General features: G+C 62.3%; 12 protein-coding genes and 1 pseudogene. 10 read left to right on the forward strand and 3 right to left on the reverse strand.

Annotation, left to right across the window (positions count from 1 at the left end; genetic code table 11):
- The first annotated feature begins 25 nt into the window (after positions 1 to 25).
- Entirely contained in the window at positions 26 to 904 is an 879-nt protein-coding gene (locus tag C6382_RS00115) for a helix-turn-helix domain-containing protein (protein ID WP_107022562.1), read from the forward strand.
- 181 nt (positions 905 to 1,085) lie between these two features.
- Positions 1,086 to 2,009, forward strand: a complete 924-nt coding sequence (locus C6382_RS00120) for a transporter (protein WP_107022563.1) — start codon at positions 1,086 to 1,088, stop codon at positions 2,007 to 2,009.
- Positions 2,010 to 2,025: 16 nt separating this feature from the next.
- On the opposite strand, the gene C6382_RS00125 is transcribed toward C6382_RS00120, so the two are convergent.
- Positions 2,026 to 3,864, reverse strand: a complete 1,839-nt coding sequence (locus C6382_RS00125; RefSeq protein WP_107022564.1) for a sigma-54-dependent Fis family transcriptional regulator — start codon at positions 3,862 to 3,864, stop codon at positions 2,026 to 2,028.
- Positions 3,865 to 4,195: 331 nt separating this feature from the next.
- Between C6382_RS00125 and C6382_RS00130 the strand changes: the two genes are divergently transcribed.
- Genes C6382_RS00130 through C6382_RS00150 form a run of 5 tightly spaced genes read left to right on the forward strand, consistent with a single transcriptional unit; the run spans position 4,196 to position 8,759 of the window.
- Positions 4,196 to 5,671, forward strand: a complete 1,476-nt coding sequence (locus tag C6382_RS00130; protein ID WP_107022565.1) for an aldehyde dehydrogenase family protein — start codon at positions 4,196 to 4,198, stop codon at positions 5,669 to 5,671.
- A 38-nt stretch (positions 5,672 to 5,709) separates the two neighbouring features.
- Positions 5,710 to 6,045 carry a cytochrome c gene (locus C6382_RS00135; RefSeq protein ID WP_107022566.1) on the forward strand — a complete coding sequence of 112 codons (336 nt, stop codon included), beginning with the start codon at positions 5,710 to 5,712 and terminating at the stop codon, positions 6,043 to 6,045.
- A gap of 10 nt (positions 6,046 to 6,055) precedes the next feature.
- Positions 6,056 to 6,748 carry a hypothetical protein gene (locus C6382_RS00140; protein ID WP_371919540.1) on the forward strand — a complete coding sequence of 231 codons (693 nt, stop codon included), beginning with the start codon at positions 6,056 to 6,058 and terminating at the stop codon, positions 6,746 to 6,748.
- Positions 6,749 to 6,759: 11 nt separating this feature from the next.
- A complete protein-coding gene (locus tag C6382_RS00145; RefSeq protein ID WP_107022567.1) occupies positions 6,760 to 8,328 on the forward strand; it encodes an FAD-binding oxidoreductase in 1,569 nt (522 codons plus the stop codon).
- A 59-nt stretch (positions 8,329 to 8,387) separates the two neighbouring features.
- Positions 8,388 to 8,759, forward strand: coding sequence for a cytochrome c family protein (locus C6382_RS00150; protein WP_107022568.1), 372 nt, complete (start codon positions 8,388 to 8,390; stop codon positions 8,757 to 8,759).
- Between the two features lie 230 nt (positions 8,760 to 8,989).
- Here the strand turns inward: C6382_RS00150 and C6382_RS23980 are convergent, their stop codons facing one another.
- Positions 8,990 to 9,163, reverse strand: a complete 174-nt coding sequence (locus C6382_RS23980) for a hypothetical protein (protein WP_158262092.1) — start codon at positions 9,161 to 9,163, stop codon at positions 8,990 to 8,992.
- Here C6382_RS23980 and C6382_RS00155 point away from each other — a divergent pair.
- From C6382_RS00155 to C6382_RS24515, 3 genes and pseudogenes are all read left to right on the forward strand, one after another.
- The gene (locus C6382_RS00155) at positions 9,140 to 10,645 is read left to right on the forward strand and encodes a diguanylate cyclase (protein ID WP_107022569.1); all 1,506 of its coding nucleotides are present in this window, start codon (positions 9,140 to 9,142) and stop codon (positions 10,643 to 10,645) included. The genes C6382_RS23980 and C6382_RS00155 overlap by 24 nt on opposite strands.
- A 605-nt stretch (positions 10,646 to 11,250) precedes the next feature.
- Positions 11,251 to 12,258: pseudogene (locus C6382_RS24510) on the forward strand (HAMP domain-containing protein); the annotation flags it as partial.
- Positions 12,259 to 12,360: 102 nt separating this feature from the next.
- Positions 12,361 to 13,116, forward strand: coding sequence for a methyl-accepting chemotaxis protein (locus C6382_RS24515; RefSeq protein ID WP_371261999.1), 756 nt, complete (start codon positions 12,361 to 12,363; stop codon positions 13,114 to 13,116).
- Between the two features lie 28 nt (positions 13,117 to 13,144).
- On the opposite strand, the gene C6382_RS00165 is transcribed toward C6382_RS24515, so the two are convergent.
- Positions 13,145 to 18,964, reverse strand: a complete 5,820-nt coding sequence (locus tag C6382_RS00165; protein WP_146146880.1) for a CHAT domain-containing protein — start codon at positions 18,962 to 18,964, stop codon at positions 13,145 to 13,147.
- Between the last annotated feature and the right edge of the window lie 102 nt (positions 18,965 to 19,066).

A 19,066-nucleotide genomic window follows, 5' to 3' on the forward strand; every position in this document is an offset into this window, starting at 1 on the left:
AGTTCGATTATCGGACAGGCCAAAAATGACAAGATCCAGCCTCCCCAGAATCCCGGTGTTCAAGCTGTACGGCGAAAGCCAGGCCTGGCCGACCCCTGACCTGCTGCACTGCGAATCGATCCCCAAGCGCAGTAGCCTGCACCACTGGGAAATCAAAGCGCACCGCCATGCCGATCTGTTTCAGCTGTTGTACGTACGTCGCGGCCAAGCCGTGATCGAGCTTGAAGGCCGGCGCAGTACAGTGCGCGAAGCGGCGATACAGGTGATCCCGCCGATGACCGTCCACGGCTTTCAGTTTTCCGAAGACATCGATGGCTACGTGCTGACCCTCGGCGCCCCGTTAGTGGCGCAACTGGAAGCGCAGTTGGGTGCACCCCTCACCGTATTGGCCTCCACCGGTTGCTATCGGCTAGGTGCCGACCGAGGTGCATTGCATACCCTGATCAGGGTGTTGCACCAGGAATACGAAGGCAGCGCCCCGGCACGCGAGCTGCTGCTGCATTCGCTGGTCACTTCACTGATGGTCTGGATCAGCCGCCGCAGCCAGCAAAACACCTTGTCGAACAACCGAGACGAGCGTAACCAGCAGTTGCTTGCGCGCTTTATCAAACTGGTCGAACAGCACTACCGCGAACATTTGTCGGTCGAGCTGTTCGCCCATCGCCTGGGCGTCTCCAGCGTGCACCTGAACAATCTTTGCCGCGAACTCGCCGGGCAGACCGCGCTGCAGATCATCCACCAGCGCTTGCTGCTCGAAGCCCGGCGCAACCTGATCTACACCAACATGAGCATCAGCCAGCTATCGGACAGTCTAGGCTTCAGTGACCCGACCTACTTTTCGCGTTTTTTCCGTCGTCTATGCGGGCAGACGCCGAATGCGTTTCGCCAGGCCGGGGTGTCCTGATTGCGACTTTTACACAAGTCGCTGAAATTTCTTAACAAACGCCAGCACCACAGCACTAAAAAAGCCGAGCAAAATCAGCAAACCATTGATAAACAAGGGATAAAAAACTGGCACAGGATTTGATAGGGCCCGTGTAGGCGCTGTACGGCGCCACACCCATAACAATAAGGTTGACCCTCTCATGTTCAAACGCGCCCCGCTGCACCTCGCCGCCAGCCTGTTGCTGGCCACCTCCACCTGGCAGGCCCAAGCCACCGAAGGCGGCATCTCCTCCTGGCCCATGGGCATCGAACTCTATGGCATGGGTATCCTGCCGCCACCGGGAACCTACGGCCAGTTGTTCGTCGGCAACTACCTGGCCGACAGCCTGCGCGACAATAGCGGTGCCAAGGCCGCCGATATCGACCTGCGCGTCACCACCCTGGTACCGCGTTACGTCTGGGTCACGGAACAGAAAGTGTTCGGCGGCGACCTGGGCTTTCACGCCCTGCTGCCCCTCAATGACATGCGCCTGAACGTCAGCAGTGGGCCCCACGACCACAAGCGTGGTATCGGTGATGCCCATCTGGGGCCGGTGATCGGCTTTCACCCCAGTGACAAACTGCACATCGCCACCGGGGTCGACTTCGTCCTGCCTACCGCCAGCGAATATGACGAAAATGACCTGATCAACCTCGGCAACCACTACTACACCGTACAAGGTGTGCTGGCGATGACCTACCTGGACCCCAACGGCTTGAATGCCGATGTGCGCCTGATGTACGACTACAACTTCGAGAACAAGGCCACCGACTATCAGTCTGGCCGCGAACTGCACGCCGACTACACCCTCGGCTGGGGCCTGGGCAACGGGTGGGTGCTGGGGGTTGGCGGGCATGCCTACCAGCAGGTCAGCGACGACAAGTGCAGCGCCGGCGAATGCTCGGCCGCCGCCCTGGTCGAGGCCAGTGACGGCAACCGCGGCCGCTCGTTCTCCATCGGCCCCGCCGTGCAATACAGCAGCAAGCAAGGCTGGATGTTCAGCGCCAAATGGCAGGACGAATCCGGTGTACGCAACCGTGCCGAGGGCCAGACTTACTGGCTCAAATTCACCACGGCACTTTAAGCCTCTGCCATCCGGGTCAGCTGCCCTTGAGCCGGTAGCTGACCTGGGCACGGCTCATACCGAGCATCTGCGCCGCCGCTGTAACGTTGCCGCCCGAGCGCTCCAGCGCCAGACGCACCAGGCGCCGTTCGATTTCCTCCAGCGAGGTGCCCAGTACCCGCTCCTGCCCGGCGAAGAAGGCCTGCAGGCTGGCGAGTTCCGGGGCCTCGGTTGCCACCTGGCTTTGCCCTGTTTCAGTGTCCTTGGGGGTGGCCCGAGGTGCTGCGCTACCCAGCGCCAAATGCCCTTCGGCAGTCAGGCCGATCGCCGAGTCAATCAACGGGGCGCCGGCCTCGGCGAGGTGCACCACATCGATGACTTCGCCGTCACTGGCAGCAATCACCCCACGCTCCACCAGGTTCTGCAGCTCGCGAATATTGCCGGGGAAACGATAGGTCAACAGCGCGTTGACCAGACGCATACTGAAGCCCAATAACTGACGGCCATGGCGCTGGCTGAAGCGGCGCAGGAAATAGCTCATCAGCAACGGTATGTCTTCGCGCCGCTCGCGCAGCGGTGGCAAGTGAATGGGGAAGACGTTCAAGCGATAGAACAGGTCCTCACGAAAACGCCCCGCTTCAACCTCCTTGCGCAGGTCGAGGTTGGTCGCGGCAATCACCCGCACATCGACCTGGATCGACGAGGTGCCGCCGACCCGCTCGATCTCGCCTTCCTGCAAGGCGCGCAGAATCTTGCTCTGGGCATGCAGACTCAAGGTGGCGATCTCATCGAGAAACAGTGTGCCACCATTGGCCCGCTCGAAACGCCCGGGCCGCGAACGTTCGGCACCGGTGAAGGCGCCGCGTTCGACACCGAACAATTCGGCCTCGACCAGGTTTTCCGGCAAGGTCGCGCAGTTCAATGCCACCATCGGTATGTGCTGGCGAGGACTGGCCTGGTGCAGGGCGTGGGCGAACAATTCCTTGCCCACGCCCGACTCACCGGTCAACAGCACCGTGGCCTGGGTCGGCGCCACGCGCTGCAACAATTGGCTGGCGGCGACGAAACTGGCAGAAATGCCCACCAGCTGCTTGCCATCGGTCGGCACCTCCAGCTCGGCGACCCGGGTATCGACCTGCGAGGCATAAGTACTGCGGCTGAGAAAGTCGCCAGGGTCCAGATAAGCCAGGTCGACATCGATATCCTCCCACTGCTCGGCCGGTTTGCCGACGATACGGCAAGCCGGATGGCCCATGGCCCGGCACTGCAGCTCGCGAAACACCACCAGACGCCCGAGCAGTGACGAGGCGTAGCCACTGGCATAGCCGATCTCCATCCAGCACGCCGGCTCCCCTCCAAGACCATAAGCGGCGATGTGCTCATCAACCTCCAGAGAGTTGTGCCAGAGAAATTCCGAATAGAAGTGGCCGATGCCCGAATCGATCTCAAAGCGCACGACCTCGACATTGACCATGCCTTCGAGCATGTGCAGGCGTGGACCGGCACTGTAGAGGCTGGCGTGATCGCCCTCGGGCCACTGCTCGCTGACCTGGGCGGCATCGCGCGCGCCCGCCTGCCAGCCAATGCGCGTGAGCAGGCCGCGGGCCTTGTCCAGGCCCAGCGCCTCGATCAGTTCACGACGAATAGCGCCGAAGGCCGAACCTTGCAGCAGCATCATGCGCTGGCCACACAGCCAGATACTGCCGTCCTGTGGGGCAAACGCCACAGACTGCGCCAGTTGTTCGGCCGAGGGCAGGCCAGTGGCGCCGAACTGGTTGGTGCGGTCGACAATCAGACTTTTGTGGCGGCCCAGTACCTGTCTGAAAAAGTCTTCATCGACGGCACGGCCAGGCTTGCCAGGTGTTGTAGATGTCATAGGCAATACCAAAAGCAGAAGGTAAGACTTGCAGTATGCCCCCCACCTCAGCCCGGTCAATTGGCCAGTAGGCCAAGGATAGCGCCGGGATACGCAAATGACCGATTACCGCCCGGATTTTGTCTTGGCGTCGCCTGCGTCGAGCTTTCTGCATTCGGCGACTTCTCTGCATAAATTTTCGCACCTGCTGCCGTCAGCGTTTTCTACGCACCTTCATAAAAATTATCTAACCAGTTGTTTTAATTGGATTTTTACTCGCAAAGCCAACATGGCACGATAGTTGTTCTAGGCTGATCATCGAACCCTTTTCGACACAATAAGAGAGAATCCGATGACCCCTACCCGCCCTGCCTACCAGAACCTTCACCTGCAGCCGCTGGCTGGACACTGGCGTGCTGGCAGCGCCGAGCGCTCGCTGACGGTACTCGACCCGTTCAACCAGCAAACCCTGCTGCAGATTCCCATGGCCAACCGCGACGACCTCGATGCGGCTTACCGCAGTGCCCGCCAGGTACAGCCGGACTGGGCCGCACAATCCCCGGCCGCGCGCAGCCAGGTGATGCTCGAGGCCGTGCGCATCTTCGATGAGCGTCGTGAAGAAATCATCGACTGGATCATTCGCGAGTCCGGCAGCACCCGGATCAAGGCCCAGATCGAATGGGGCGCCGCCCGCGCCATTACCCTGGAGTCGGCGAGCCTGCCCAGCCGCGTCCACGGGCGCATTGTCAGCTCCAACATTCCAGGCAAAGAAAGCCGGGTATACCGCAAGCCGCTTGGGGTGATCGGGGTGATCAGCCCGTGGAACTTCCCCTTGCACCTGACCGCCCGCTCGCTGGCACCGGCCTTGGCCCTGGGCAACACCGTGGTGGTCAAACCGGCCAGCGACACCCCGGTCAGCGGCGGCCTGCTGCTGGCGCGCATCTTCGAAGAGGCCGGCTTGCCTGCCGGTGCGCTAAGCGTGGTGGTGGGTGCCGGTGCCGAGATCGGTGACGCCTTTGTCGAGCACCCGGTGCCTGCGTTCATCTCGTTTACCGGCTCGACCCAGGTCGGGCGCAACATCGGCCGCATTGCCAGCGGCGGTGAACACCTCAAGCACCTGGCACTGGAACTGGGTGGCAACAGCCCGTTCGTGGTCCTGGCCGATGCCGACCTGGAACAGGCGGTCCACGCTGCGGTGGTGGGCAAGTTCCTGCATCAGGGGCAGATCTGCATGGCGGTCAACCGCATCATCGTCGAGCAGCCACTGCTTGAAGCGTTCACCCAACGCTTTGTCGAGCGGGTCAAGGCCCTGCCCTGCGGCGACCCGAACCTGCCCGGCACGGTGATCGGCCCGGTGATCAACGCCCGCCAGCTTGAGGGCCTGCAAGACAAGATTGCCACCGCCCAAGCCGAAGGTGCCCAACTGCTGCTGGGCGGCCAGGCCCAGGGCAATGTGCTGCCGCCCCATGTGTTCGGCAACGTCAGCGCCGAGATGAACATCGCCCATGACGAGATCTTCGGCCCGCTGGTGGGTATCCAGGTCGCACGCGATGCCGAGCATGCCCTGGAACTGGCCAACCGCAGCGAATACGGGCTGTCCAGCGCGGTGTTCAGCGCCAGTCTCGAGCGTGCTGTGCAATTCGCCCAACGCCTGCATGCCGGCATGACCCACATCAACGACATCCCGGTCAACGACGAGCCCAACGCCCCGTTCGGCGGCGAGAAAAACTCCGGGCTGGGGCGTTTCAACGGTGACTGGGCGATCGAAGAGTTCACTACCGACCACTGGATCACCGTGCAGCACCAGCCGCGCGATTACCCATTCTGATTGCCTGAACTACATCCCATAACAATAAGGAGTCCGCAATGTCCCTACTGCCCAACCGCCAGGCTGTGCGACGGACCGTCACCACCTGCCTTGCCCTGCCCTTGATCCTGCTGGCCGGCACTGCTGCCGCCGATGGCGACGGGGTGTGGAAAGGTGGCGAAAATGTCTATGCGAAAGTCTGCGGCCACTGCCATGAAGGCCAGGTCGGCCCGCAGCTCAAAGGCCGACAATTGCCGGCGGCGTACATCAGCGCCGTAGTGCGCAACGGCTTTCGCGCCATGCCCGCCTTCCCCGCCTCGTTCATCGACGACAACGCCCTGCAACAGGTGGGCGACTACATCGCCACGTCCCCTGCGCCTGCGGCCAAACCTTGAGGGCACTGTGATGATGAATGTCGAACGTCGTTCGCTGCTCAAGGGCATGGCTCTGGGCGGCCTGGCCGGAGTTGCCCTGAGCAGTTCCAGCCTGAGCCTGGCCAACAACGTGCTGGGACGTCCCGCTCACGCCCAAGCGCCAAGCCTGGCGCTGGTCAGCGCCGAGGTCGCCCGCTCCGCCTTTGTTCAGGGCCTGCAAGCCAGCCCGCTCGCCCCGCCGTTGCAGGTCCTGCCCGCAGGCCTGGAGCTGGCGGTCTTGCTTGACCTGCAGCAACGCCTTGGCAGCGGCCAACCACAGCGCCTGATCGGCCTGCTCGACGATGCCAGCGCCGCGCTGATCGTCGACCTGGCGCGTAGCGCCGGAGCACGCGTGCAGTGGCTGGGCCAGCACAGCACCAGCGCCGGGCAATCACACCACCGCCTGCTCAGCGCCCAGGCCTCCCACGGTTGTGCCCTGCAACTGGGCCAGCAACTGCACGCCTGCGGTCAGGGTTTCAGCCTGCACGAACAGCGCCTGCACAGCCCGGCGCCGACCTTGCAACTGGCCAGCGCCAACCGCGGCGTGGCCGGCGACCAATGGGCGGCCACCCTCGGTTACGCCCTGGCCGTTCTCGGCAGCACCGACACTGGCCAGGCGCCGCTGCTTGCCAGCCGCCGCTCGGCACTGACCGGCACCTACGTGTCGTTCTCGATCGAAGTCTGAAGGATTCCCACATGAGCCAAGCAACCGCCAATACTCTGCTGCCTCGCGGCGTCGATGCAGCCCGTTTCGAGCAAGCCCTTGCGCAGTTTCGCGCCCTGTTGGGCGACGACAACGTCCTGGTCAAGGACGAGCAGCTGATTCCCTACAACAAGATCATGATGGCCGTGGACAATGCCGAACATGCGCCGTCCGCCGCTGTCACCGCCACCACCGTGGAACAGGTGCAAGGCGTGGTGAAGATCTGCAACCAGTTCAAGATTCCGGTCTGGACCATATCCACCGGCCGTAACTTCGGTTATGGCTCGGCCGCTCCCGGCCAGCGCGGCCAGGTGATCCTCGACCTGAAGAAAATGAACAAGATCCTTCACGTCGATCCTGAGCTGTGTACCGCCCTGGTCGAACCCGGGGTGACTTACCAGCAGCTCTACGACTACATCCAGGAGCACAAGCTGCCGCTGATGCTGTCGTTTTCCGCGCCCTCGGCAATTGCCGGCCCGTTGGGCAACACCATGGACCGCGGTGTCGGCTACACCCCCTACGGCGAACACTTCCTCATGCAATGCGGCATGGAAGTGGTGCTGGCCAATGGCGACGTCTATCGCACCGGCATGGGCGGGGTCAAAGGCGACAACGCCTGGCAGGTGTTCAAGTGGGGTTACGGCCCGACCCTCGATGGCATGTTCACCCAGGCCAACTACGGTATCTGCACCAAGATGGGTTTCTGGCTGATGCCCAAGCCGCCGGTGTTCAAGCCGTTTGAAATCAAGTTCGAGAACGAATCGGACATCGCCGAGATCGTCGAATTCATTCGCCCGTTGCGCATCGCCCAGGTCATCCCCAACTCGGTGGTGATCGCTGGCGTGCTGTGGGAAGCATCGACCTGCAACACCCGGCGCAGCGACTACACCACAGAGCCGGGCGCCACTTCCGAGGCCATTCTCAAACAGATCCAGAAAGACAAAAACCTCGGTGCCTGGAACGTCTACGCCGCCCTTTACGGCACCCAGGAGCAGGTCGATGTGAACTGGAAGATCGTCACCGGCGCGCTCAAGCAACTGGGCAAGGGCCGTATCGTCACCGAGCAGGAGGCCGGCGACACGCAGCCGTTCAAGTACCGCGCGCAGCTGATGTCCGGCGTGCCCAACCTGCAGGAGTTCGGCCTGTACAACTGGCGTGGCGGTGGTGGCTCGATGTGGTTCGCGCCGGTCAGCCAGGCGCGCGGCAGCGAGTGCGAAAAACAGCAGGCACTGGCGAAAAAGGTCCTCAACAAACATGGCCTGGACTATGTTGGTGAATTTATCGTCGGCTGGCGCGACATGCACCATGTCATCGACGTGCTGTACGACCGCACCAACCCCGAGGAAACCCAGCGCGCCAACGCCTGTTTCGCCGAACTGCTGGATGTATTCGAGCAGCAGGGTTACGCCGTCTACCGGGTCAATACGGCCTTCCAGGAGCGTGTTGCGCAAAGCTACGGGCCGGTCAAACGCAAGCTCGAGCACGCGATCAAGCGCGCCCTGGACCCGAACAACATCCTCGCCCCGGGCAAATCCGGGATTGACCTGAACAATCCGTTCTAAGCCATTGCAACCCCGCCAGGGCGCACCTGGCGGGAGACCTTTCGTTTACAGGAACACCGATGATCGACAAACACCTGCTCACTGCCTGCGCTCTATTGCTGGCCGCTCCCCTCTGCCTTGCCGACGGTGACGCCACCCAGGGCAAGGCCTTGTTCAACGGCCAATGCGGCTTCTGCCACAGCACCGAGGCCGCAAAGCACCTGATGGGCCCGAGCCTGCATGGCGTGGCCGGTCGCGCCAGCGCCCAGGCTGCGGGCTTTGCCTATTCGCCAGCCCTCAAGGGCAGCCAGCTGCGCTGGGATGACGCCAACCTCGAGCGTTGGCTGGCGGGCCCGGCCACCCTGGTGCCGGGCAACCTGATGATGTTTGCCGGGCAAGCCGACGCCCAGGCGCGACGCAACCTGATTGCCTACCTGAAAACCCTCCAGTAACCCTCTGCGTGTTGTTGCAACCCGGCGACAGCACGCAAGCAAACACTGCGCGTTGCGCTACACATCGAGGCTCCAAAGCGGCCAACAGGATCTATAATCACCGCTCAGTTCCCACTGGAAAGCCTCAATGTCGCAACCGCCGGCCACGCTGCAACCCCGACGTGTTCTGCCCCTGGCCTGCGCACGCCCGCGGCGCACGGTGATCCTGTGTTTTCTCGCCGCTTTCGCCATCAGCCTGGCACTCGCCGGTCGCCGGTCGCCAGTCGCCAGTCGCCAGTCGCCAGTCGCCAGTCGCCAGTCGCCAGTATTACCAGCTGCTGCAACGCGAACTGCAAGAGCGCGAGCACAATCTGCACCTGCAGGCGCTGGCCATCGAGGCCGTGCTGATCAGTGGCAAAAGCCAACTGCAGTTCATGCGCAATATCGCCGAACGGCTGCTGATCGAAGCCCACATTCAACCCGCCATGCGCCGCAACGAAGCCATTGGCGCAGCGATGCGCAACAGCCAGCAGCCGCTCTGGGAGCTGCCGGTGCCAAAGTCCGATGCACCGGTGCGGGCCCTGGGCGATGCCCGGGTAGCGAACATTCCGGGCCTGAGCCGCGAGCCCCAGCAATTGGTAGAGGACTTGCATCTGGCGCACGCGATGAGCCAGGTGTTGCCCGCGCAGTTTCAAGGCGAGCCCCATTTGTCACGCATCCTGCTGCTGACCACCTCCGGCATCGTCATCGCCTACCCGGCGGTCAGGGATGAGCAACTGGAACCGATCCTGCGCAAATTCACCAGCTCGCCGCTGATGCACTTGAACCGCGCCAATGCTGAAGACCTCGACATCGCCTTCTATCCCCCGCCCGGCAGCAATCTTGGCAGCATGCCGCATGTCCTGCTGAGCACCCCGGTGTACCTCAATGCGGTGATGCGCGGCGCACTGATCTACGACGTGCCACAGACCAAACTGCAGAATTACCTCTACCAAACCACCGCACACGATGAACAGCATGCGCTGATCGATGACGAGGGCAGCCTGGTCGCCTCCAGTGCGCAGATGTTCACATCGCACCAGGGCAACTGGCTGGCCACCTTGCCAGCTTCGAACATACGCTTGTCGGTACCGATGCTGTTCCAGCGTGACCACGGTACGCTAAAGCTCGACCATGGTTACCTGCAGTACCGCGAGCTGCAGGGTATCGACCTGATGCTGACCAACTACATCAGCACCGCCGACCTGCGTGCGGCAGTCAATGCGCAGGTCAACATGCTGGTCCTCGGCGTGTGGGTGCTGCTGGGGCTGTTGATGTTCCTGACCCTGTACATTGTCGATCGCCTGTTCAAAGGCCAACTGCGCCTGAACCGACAACTGCGCGAGATGGGCCTGGTCGATAGCCTGACCCAACTGGCCAACCGCCGACGCTTGCAGTCCGACTTCGGTGGTTTGCTGCAGCGCCTGCGCGAGGATCAGCCGCTGGCCTTGTGCATGCTCGACATCGACCGCTTCAAACACATCAACGACAACTGGGGCCACAGCGCCGGTGACGAGGTGATCAAACACCTGGCCACCCTATGCCGGGCACTGGTGCGCCCGCAGGATCTGGTGGTGCGTTACGGCGGTGAGGAGTTCTGCGTGCTGATGCCTGACACGTCGCTGGCCGACGCCACGCGCGTGGCCGAACAGGTGCGCGCCGCCATCGCACAGTCGGTGTGCGTACCCGAACCCGGCACCCTGCTGGCCGGCGCACCGTCACTGGAAATTCGCCTGACGGTATCGATTGGCGTGGCGGAACTGCGCGTCGATGGCTGCCAGGGGCTGGAAGATCTGGTAGCCACTGCCGATCGGCGTCTGTATACGGCGAAAAAGGGTGGCCGGAACCAAGTGATCAACAGCGATTGAGCCCGCTCCCAGCGATACTGACACCGATAAAAGTCGATAATCATGTCTATTTTAATAGACAGACGACTTAATCGAAAAAACGCTTAAACCGCCAAAACATAGGGTAAAAGCCAAAAAACCAGTAAGACAAAGACGCAACCACGCAAAGCTTGTCATATTTTAATTGACACAATGGTCTATCCCTTCATATTTTCCCCATGCTTCACCACACCAAGAAAAATAATTCCAGACGCACGGGCAAACCCGCATGTCGGCTTTCTGGTCGGCTGGTCGTCATTGCTCGACCACCTGCGCGATCGACGAGATTTTGCTGTTCACCTCCCTGAACCTACAAGGACGCCACCATGCTGCTGCGCCGCCTGCTCATCCAATGGAAGATCACCCTGCTCGCCGGCCTCTGCCTGCTGGTCATCGTGGCGCTACTGATGACGGCAACGCTGTTTCAATCGAGCCGCAGCGCGGCATTGGTGAACACTGCCAACACACAGATGCTCGACCAGAACGCCCGCCTGCGCCTGCAGACCTATGCCCAGTTGCAGGCGGTGCGCATTCAACGCTATTTCAAGGACGCCTACCTGTATGGCAATGGCGTCTCGCAGCTGATGATGCTGCTCAAGGCCCAGGGCGGCGACAACCTGCGCCAGGCGCTCACCCGGCAAGCCAAGACAGCGCTGGGCGACAACCCTGAGCTGCTTGGCCTGTACCTGGTGTTCCTGCCCGATGCCCTCGATGGCAAGGACGCCGCGTTCATCGATCAAGCTGACAGGGGCAGCAACGAAAGCGGACGTTTTTCCCTGTACTGGTCTCAACCGCAACCCGGCCAGCTGGAGTCCGAGGCGATGCCCGAATCGATGCTCGCCGACACCAGCCTCGGCACCAACGGCTCTGCCTACAACCGCTGGCTGACCTGCCCGCTGGAAACCGGCGAAACCTGCGTGATCGATCCCTACTTCGACACCGTCGGCGACCGTACGCCACTGATGACCAGCATTGCCATCCCGCTCAAGCAGGACGGCAAAGTCATCGGCGTAATGGGTCTGGACATCAGCCTCGACAACCTGCAACAGCTGAGCCTGGATGGTCGTCAGGAGCTGTTTGACGGCAATGGCCAGATCAGCATCGTCAGCCCCTCCGGCCTGCTGGCCGGGCACAGCCGCGATGGCAGCCAACTGAGCAAAAAGATCGAAGAGGTGTTCGGCCCGCAGGCCAGCGCCCTGTCGGCGCAGCTGCGCGCAGGCAAGGCGGCTGAATTTTCCGACAACGGCACGCTCCAGGTCAGCCAGTCGTTCGCCCCGGTGCCCGGTGCGCAGCCGTGGAGCGTGTTGCTGGAGGTGCCCGAGCAGGTCCTGCAGGCGCCGGCCATTGAGCTCAATGCCCGCCTGGACGCCCACAACAACAACGCCAACCTCACCAGCCTGCTGATGGCCCTTGGCGCCGCCGTGCTGGGCTTGCTGGTGATCTGGATGACCGCCCGCGGCGTGACCCGGCCGATCCTCAAGGTCGCGGCAATGCTCAAAGACATCGCCAGCGGTGAAGGCGACCTGACCCGTCGCCTGGACTACGCCCGCAAAGACGAACTGGGTGAACTGGTGGGCTGGTTCAACCGTTTTCTCGACAAGCTGCAACCGGTGATCGCCAACGTCAAAGCTTCGGTCCAGGATGCCCGCAGCACCGCCGACCAGTCGGCGGCGATTGCCAGCCAGACCAGCGCCGGCATGCAGCAGCAATACCGCGAAGTCGATCAGGTCGCCACCGCCTCGCAGGAAATGAGCGCCACCGCCCAGGATGTTGCACGCAACGCCGCGCAAGCCGCCGAAGCGGCACGCGGTGCCGACCTTGCCACCCGCGAAGGTCTGGAACTGATCCGCACCACTACCCGCGCGATCGAACAGCTGGCATGCGAAATGACCGCCGGCATGGAGGAAGTGCAACAGCTCGCCAGCCGTAGCGAACAGATCGGCTCGGTGCTTGAGGTGATCCGCTCCATCGCCGAGCAGACCAACCTGCTGGCCCTGAATGCCGCCATCGAAGCGGCGCGGGCCGGGGAAGCCGGGCGCGGTTTCGCCGTGGTCGCCGATGAAGTGCGCAACCTGGCCCGACGCACCCAGGACTCGGTCGATGAGATCCGCGTGGTCATCGAAGGCCTGCAACAAGGTACGCGCGAAGTGGTTGGTTCGATGCACAGCAGCCATCGTCAGGCTCAGGGCAGCGTCGCCCAGGCCGAACAGGCGGTGCCGGCCCTGCAGCGGATCGGCGATGCAGTGGCGGTGATCACCGACATGAACCTGCAGATCGCCTCCGCCGCCGAAGAGCAGAGCGCCGTGGCTGAAGAAGTGAACCGCAACGTCGCCAGCATTCGTGATGTGACCGAGTCGCTGTCCGGGCAGGCTGAGGAGTCGGCACAGATCAGCCAGGCGCTGAACCGCCTGGCCAATCATCAGCAGGGGCTGATGGCGACGTTCAAGGTGTAGTCTGTATGCGGTATGCGCCAAGGCCACCTTATCCACGGCGTGTCTTCAGGACCCTGGCGATGTTATCCAGCACTTGTGCATCGCCGGTTTTGCCAGACCACTCCAGCCACTTGGTGATCATCTGCAACTGGCGCACGACCGACTCGAACTGGCGCTGCGAAATGCGCTGGCCAGCCAGCGCATCATCGTAGCTGTCGTTGAGTGTGCGTTCGTTGCAGGTCGGCGGGCCTGCCGAGCCGCTACCGCAGGTGACGTCAATCAGCCAGCGGGTCAGCAGTACATCGGCCTTCATGACCGCATCGAATACACCGAAAGATCGTTTGTAACGGAACTGTGCTTCGGCTTCGCAGCGCTTGAGATCGTCGAGCGATGGCACTCCCGTCATGCACATCACCTCAAGTTGAATCCGGTTCAGCATGGCATAGGGGTTCCAGTCCGGTGCATTCCTGTCTTCGCCCACGGCATAGGCCCGCCTGGCTGCATCAAGACTCTGGCTGATGAGCTTGTCCAGTACCTTGGACCTTGACTGGGTGAGGCTCTGCAGTAACGCGATATGGGCTTGACGTTTGAGGCCCCGTCCGCGCATAACCTGACGACGCGCAAGCAATACGCCCGGCGTGCCCTCACACATCTCACTCAAGTGATCCGCACGCGCGATGGCGGCCTTGATCAACGTGCTGGCTTGCTTGAAATCGGCCGTGCCGAAACCTGGCTCCGGGTCTGCCGCCAGGTAGGCTTGGCGAATCTCCACATCGATCAGCTTCTCCACTGCCGTCATGGGCACACACCCCCGCCCGCTGAAACGCGCCAAGGCCTGCAGCAATGCAGCCCGAGCCTCAGCCAACGCCCGGGCTTCATCCCACTCGCTGTACAACAGCCCCAACCCGTACTGGACTTCAGCCTGGTTGATCCAGCTTTCCGGCAGGCCCTCAAGGCGCTTTTGCACCTGCCCCTGCAGTTGCGCAAAGCCTGACGCGGCCGCCGTCGAACTCGGGGTGGCGGCCGCCAGCCGCTGCTCTTCGAGCCAGTCGAGCAGTTCCGGAGAACCTCGCAAACAGCTGTTGCTGCCGTCGCCGGACGGCAGCAGGCGGAGCTGGAACAGCGGATCGCCATAGGCCTGGTAAGCCCCCCAGGTATTGCAGCCGGGAAACTGTTCGAGGGTATCCAGACGCGCACAGGCGATGGCTTCGGCGAAGTGATCACCGTGAATGGCCAAGCGGTTGAAAAAGGTTTCCGAGAAGCAGCACGCCGCACTGTCATCGACCTCCCAACCGGCCGCTACCACGCAACGCACGCCCATGTTGATCAGCTCTTGCGCCAGGCTCGCCGCCAAGCGGTTGCCACCCGGCTCAGTGCCCGAGAGTTTGCCCAGGTGACAACAGCTGAGGAACACCAGGTCTGGTACGGTTTCCATGCGGTCGATCTCGGCGGCCGTCAGCAGCAAGCCATCCGACAGCACCACGCCGCTGCGCAACTGGCCGTTGCTGTCTTTGCTGCGCAATACACCATGGGCACAGATCACCAGGACCCGATAAGGCCGGGCGAACAGTTGGTCGAACACCTCCACGGCGCTGGCGCCGCTGCCGAGACTCCAGGTGGTATATCCCGCACCATCCAGCACGCGACTGACCGCCTGACTTTCGCGCAGCGCACCGGGCAAATCCACCAGCCGCTCCGGCCAGGGCCCATCGCCCTTGGGCCGGAACTGTTTGAAATAGCCCTGGGTATCCGGATTGCCGATAATGCAGGCATTCATCCGGTCCGTGCGCACCACCTCTCGCCGGTACCGCTGCGTGATGAACTGGCGCACCAGGCGGGTATGCTTGATCATCGGTACGCCATCGATCTCCAGCATCTCCCACGGCAGGTTGGCACTGCTGTCATCGAGCACCAGGATCAGGTTTTCCGATTTGCGCACGGCGCTTTTGAAGCCAAGCGGCAGCATCAACTGGAACAGGCTGTTGCCGAAGAACGCCGCCGCGTCGTAGCGGGTAGGGTTCGGCCCGCGCAGAGCGCTATCGACCATGCGTTCCAGCAACCCTGGCTGACGTTGATCGACCACCGCCTCGACCCTGGCGCGTTGCCCCATGTACAGGTAGTTCAAGCGTTGCGCCGGGCGCTCGAGCCTGGCCTCAGCCCTGTTCCCGGAGTCCCTGCCGTGGCCGACATGATCGGCACTGCTGACCTGCAGGCGCGGCCAGTAGTCACCGGGAGGAGTGACGCTCAGGCGCGGCCTGGCGCCCTCACCGAACTGCACCGCCTGGGCCACCTCCAGGCGGCTGTTCAAGCGTTGGAGCTCGCCGGCCAGTTCGCGGTCCAGGGTCGCTACCGTATAACCGGCGCAGATCGCCGCATCGACAAACATTTCGACAATGTCCAGGCGCGTCACCGCCGCCGGGCGCCCCTTGGGCCCCGCACACACAGCAGCATACTCGCGGTTGGCCTGAAGGACGCCGAGTGTCACGGCACGGATCGATTCTTCCACGGTCAACTGTGCACTGGAGTTGGTCCCCAGCAGCAAACTGGCAATATGCAGCGGCAGCAGTGCGTCGGGCCTGTCAGGATCGTCCATGCGGGTGACCTGCGCGTACTGGTCCACCGCATTAAGCAAATAACGCAACACACCGTTGCGCACCGCCTGGGTGACGACTTCAGAAGTCAGCTCGCCCATTTCCCCAAGGCCGACAACCAGTGCACCACGCCCCGTGCCACGACTTACTTCGGCAGCCGTGCGTGGTACCAGTATCACTGTGGCATTGCCCAGCTCACCCGAGTACAAGCCCAGACGCTGGCGCTGGGACAGCGCACCGTTGACCAGGTTCTGATCGATGGCGGCTTCGGCGCCGGAGATCGGGTCGCCGCGATAATGTCCACAAATGAGCGGCACCTGGATGCAACTCAAGTTCATGGCCAGAACGTTGATCTGCAGCGTGGTCAATTGTGGCTTCGGCTCCAGGCTGCTGGTGCGCCCGAGTACCTGGCTAAGCAACTGGGCATCGGCCGGATAGGCTGGCGGCCCACCGCGAAAGCTCACCAATGCACTCGAGCGTTCACCAGCCCGGCTAACGGGCAGACGCTTGAGCTGCGTTGGCGTACGTTTGAGCAACAAGCTTTCGATCTCGGGAAAATAGTGGCTGGTAGAGGCCAGTTCACCGTGGACCACCGGCATGTACCAACAGCGGTTGTCAGGCAGGTTGGTGAGCTTCCCCGAGCGCCAGGTCACTGTACCGTCGCCCTGGGCAGTGCCGCGCAGCATCAACTGTTCGCCGCTGATGTCCAGGCCGCAGGGGGTGTTTTTGCCTTGACCGTAGACATAACTGATCCGCTCGGGCGCCAGATCGACCCAGCTGTTGTCGGCAAGTGCCTGCCAGGATTGCTGGACCTTTTGCAGCAACGCCGAATCAGGACGTGCCCCGAGTTCGTCGCCGAACCAGAAGTCATCGTTCTTCAGCGCCAGCTGACTCCAGCTCGCAGCACCATAGAAATCGACCGGGCCGTGGCCGCCGACATCTTCGAAACCGGGAGCCGGCAGCAAATGCAGAGCGCCCGGAAACTCGGCCACGATTTGCAGAATCTTCTTCAGATTGTTCTGCAGATCGACACGCGCCAGCATGCGGATGGTGTCGGACTGTCCAAGCAGGGTTTCGACCATGGAGTAAGCGCCATGGTTCGGGGTGCCCAACATCACCACCAGGCCGTCGGCTTGCTCGACCAGCGCTTTCCAGAGTGTCGGGTCTTGCTTGAACGCTGCACGAATCACCAGCCCACCCATGCTGTGCGCGAGCAGGCGGATGTTGCGCTTGGGCTTTTTGCCAAGCTGTTTGCGCAAATCCGCAGCCAGTTGCGACCCCAGGTCCTGCAGCGACTTGCGCCAATCGTAGGAATACGCAATGACCTCATGGGTTTCGTCAAGGTAGTCATGCAACTGCTGATAGGCAGACTCGATCAGGCCACTGCTGCTGACCTTCGACGCGCGCATGGCAATACTGTCCAGGCCATCCAGGGCAAGCTTCAGCGGGTTGAGCCAGAACGTTTCGTCGCCAACCTTCAAGCTGCTACCCATGATCCCCGGCAGCAAGAACACCAGCGGCCTGGTTTCCAGCTGCCGCTTGACCAGCAGGACATCGCCCTCTCCTCGTTTCGCAGGCAGCGCAGCGCCCCTGGCCACCAATACCCTGTCCAGCAACCAGTCGCTCAGGCTGCTGGGCAGCGGACGATTGCGGTACCTGACCGTATCGCGAAAATAGTGGAAGTGATTGACCTGCGGCCCTTCGACCGCCATGGCGTGCGCCTCCTTGGCGTGATCGAACAAGCCGCCGTACATGGAGTCGGTATTGACCACCAGGTCATTACGGGCGCGGTCGAACAACGCCCAGTTGACGAACATATAACCGATGCGTTGCAGAATACCGCTGGCCGATTCGTCGGTATCGCCGGCAACGATGGCCATCTTCAGGTTCGGCAGCGGCGCCGCCCGCGCCAGCAGCATGCCCATGGGCGCTTCGGGCAGCATCGCCTCGATCCCCGGCACCACCTGCGGCTGCATGCGCTTGTCGGCGATTTCCAGTACCACGCGTTCGAGCAGTTTCAGGCTACGGGCCGCAACCTGCGCGGCGGCGCTTCCGGCTACCGGTGTAGCGACCGCCCCCACCGCTGTGCCAATACTCCAGCTGGCGAACTTGCGTACCAGGCTCAGCAGGCAGGACAGAAATACATCCAGATTGTCAGACAGCAGCGCAGTGCCCCGGGCCGGAGCGGCGACACGGACATAGTGGGTGACGCGCAGGTTTTTGTCCTGGAGCCGTTTTACCAGCTTGTCGAGCTTCTCGCGTTCAGACTTTGCAAAGGCCTCGCGCTCCCCGGCTAACGCCGGGTTGTGTTTTTCCCGCTCGACCTCGTCGGGCCTGGGCGCGCGGCGATAGTTCTTGATCCATTGCGGCAGGTTTGGATCGTTTGGGTCCAGGCACAGCAAGTCGGCCACCAGCCCGCCCCGCGAATGACTGACCACGTGTAGCTTGGCCCCCTTTGGCAGCCGGTCGACAGCCTGCAAGGCATTGTCGATCGGGCTTTCTGAGAAGGTACGATGTTCCAGGCCGACTATCTGCGTGCCGAACTTCAGTTGCAGGTCTTTCCAGGCGGCTGTACCCGGCAACTCGCCGAAACTGCCCATGGTGTGCGAACCGGTGCCATGGATGAACAGCAAAATGGGCAACTGCTCATCCAGCACGGCATCGTTGGCAATCAGATCCTGCGGGGTCAACACCCCGCCGTTCCAGCGGTAAAGTCCGGGAGGCCCGGCCAGCTGGCTCTCAATGGCAGTCATCAGTGCCGTCGCGCCCTTCTGTGCAGCCCAATCGAGCGCAAGATCCGTGGCGTTCTCCTTGAACAACGCCTTCGCCAGATCAGTGATGCCATCGTCCTCGAGCACCAACTGCCTCACCTGCCGCCAGACCCAATCCGCGGCGCCACGGTTCTTGCCCTGGATATCAATGAAGCGGGCAAAATCGACTGCGCCGTCTCGGTCCACCACATCCGGGCGGGTACGGCGCAACTGCTCGGCCAGGGCATCGGCGCGAATGAAAATGGTCGTGCCGTCGTTGGCATCCAGCGCCAGCAGTGCGTGGGGATCGTGCAGGGTTTCACTGTGAGGGGCTTCACTGGCCCGCGCGGCCGGCGCCAATTGCCAGGTTTTCAGCACCCGTACATTATCCAGAGTGCTGGCCGGGCCGCCGCTGGCGCTGCGACTGGTCGATGCAGCCATTGTCTGCGGCGGCATGGCTGCAGCATCGGCGGATTGCTGGAGAGGCAACTTGATCAGTGGGGGAGCGTCAGTGGGTTTCACGAACATGTCCTCTGGATCCACTTCCTCACTAAAGTTCATGCTTAGTTATATTTCAAGAACAGTTGTATTTTAAACAAGCACGGCACGCCCGGTGCTTCAAAAACATAA

Origin of the sequence: Pseudomonas sp. BBP2017, from assembly GCF_003024385.1 — a bacterium.
GTDB lineage: Bacteria > Pseudomonadota > Gammaproteobacteria > Pseudomonadales > Pseudomonadaceae > Aquipseudomonas.

Coding starts and splice junctions, on each gene's coding strand:
- C6382_RS00145 (WP_107022567.1), top strand. CDS start 6,760: ATGAGCCAAGCAACCGCCAATACTCTGCTGCCTCGCGGCGTCGATGCA.
- C6382_RS00130 (WP_107022565.1), top strand. CDS start 4,196: ATGACCCCTACCCGCCCTGCCTACCAGAACCTTCACCTGCAGCCGCTG.
- C6382_RS00125 (WP_107022564.1), bottom strand. CDS start 3,864: ATGACATCTACAACACCTGGCAAGCCTGGCCGTGCCGTCGATGAAGAC.
- C6382_RS00120 (WP_107022563.1), top strand. CDS start 1,086: ATGTTCAAACGCGCCCCGCTGCACCTCGCCGCCAGCCTGTTGCTGGCC.
- C6382_RS24515 (WP_371261999.1), top strand. CDS start 12,361: ATGCAGCAGCAATACCGCGAAGTCGATCAGGTCGCCACCGCCTCGCAG.
- C6382_RS00140 (WP_371919540.1), top strand. CDS start 6,056: ATGATGAATGTCGAACGTCGTTCGCTGCTCAAGGGCATGGCTCTGGGC.
- C6382_RS00165 (WP_146146880.1), bottom strand. CDS start 18,964: ATGTTCGTGAAACCCACTGACGCTCCCCCACTGATCAAGTTGCCTCTC.
- C6382_RS00150 (WP_107022568.1), top strand. CDS start 8,388: ATGATCGACAAACACCTGCTCACTGCCTGCGCTCTATTGCTGGCCGCT.
- C6382_RS00115 (WP_107022562.1), top strand. CDS start 26: ATGACAAGATCCAGCCTCCCCAGAATCCCGGTGTTCAAGCTGTACGGC.
- C6382_RS00135 (WP_107022566.1), top strand. CDS start 5,710: ATGTCCCTACTGCCCAACCGCCAGGCTGTGCGACGGACCGTCACCACC.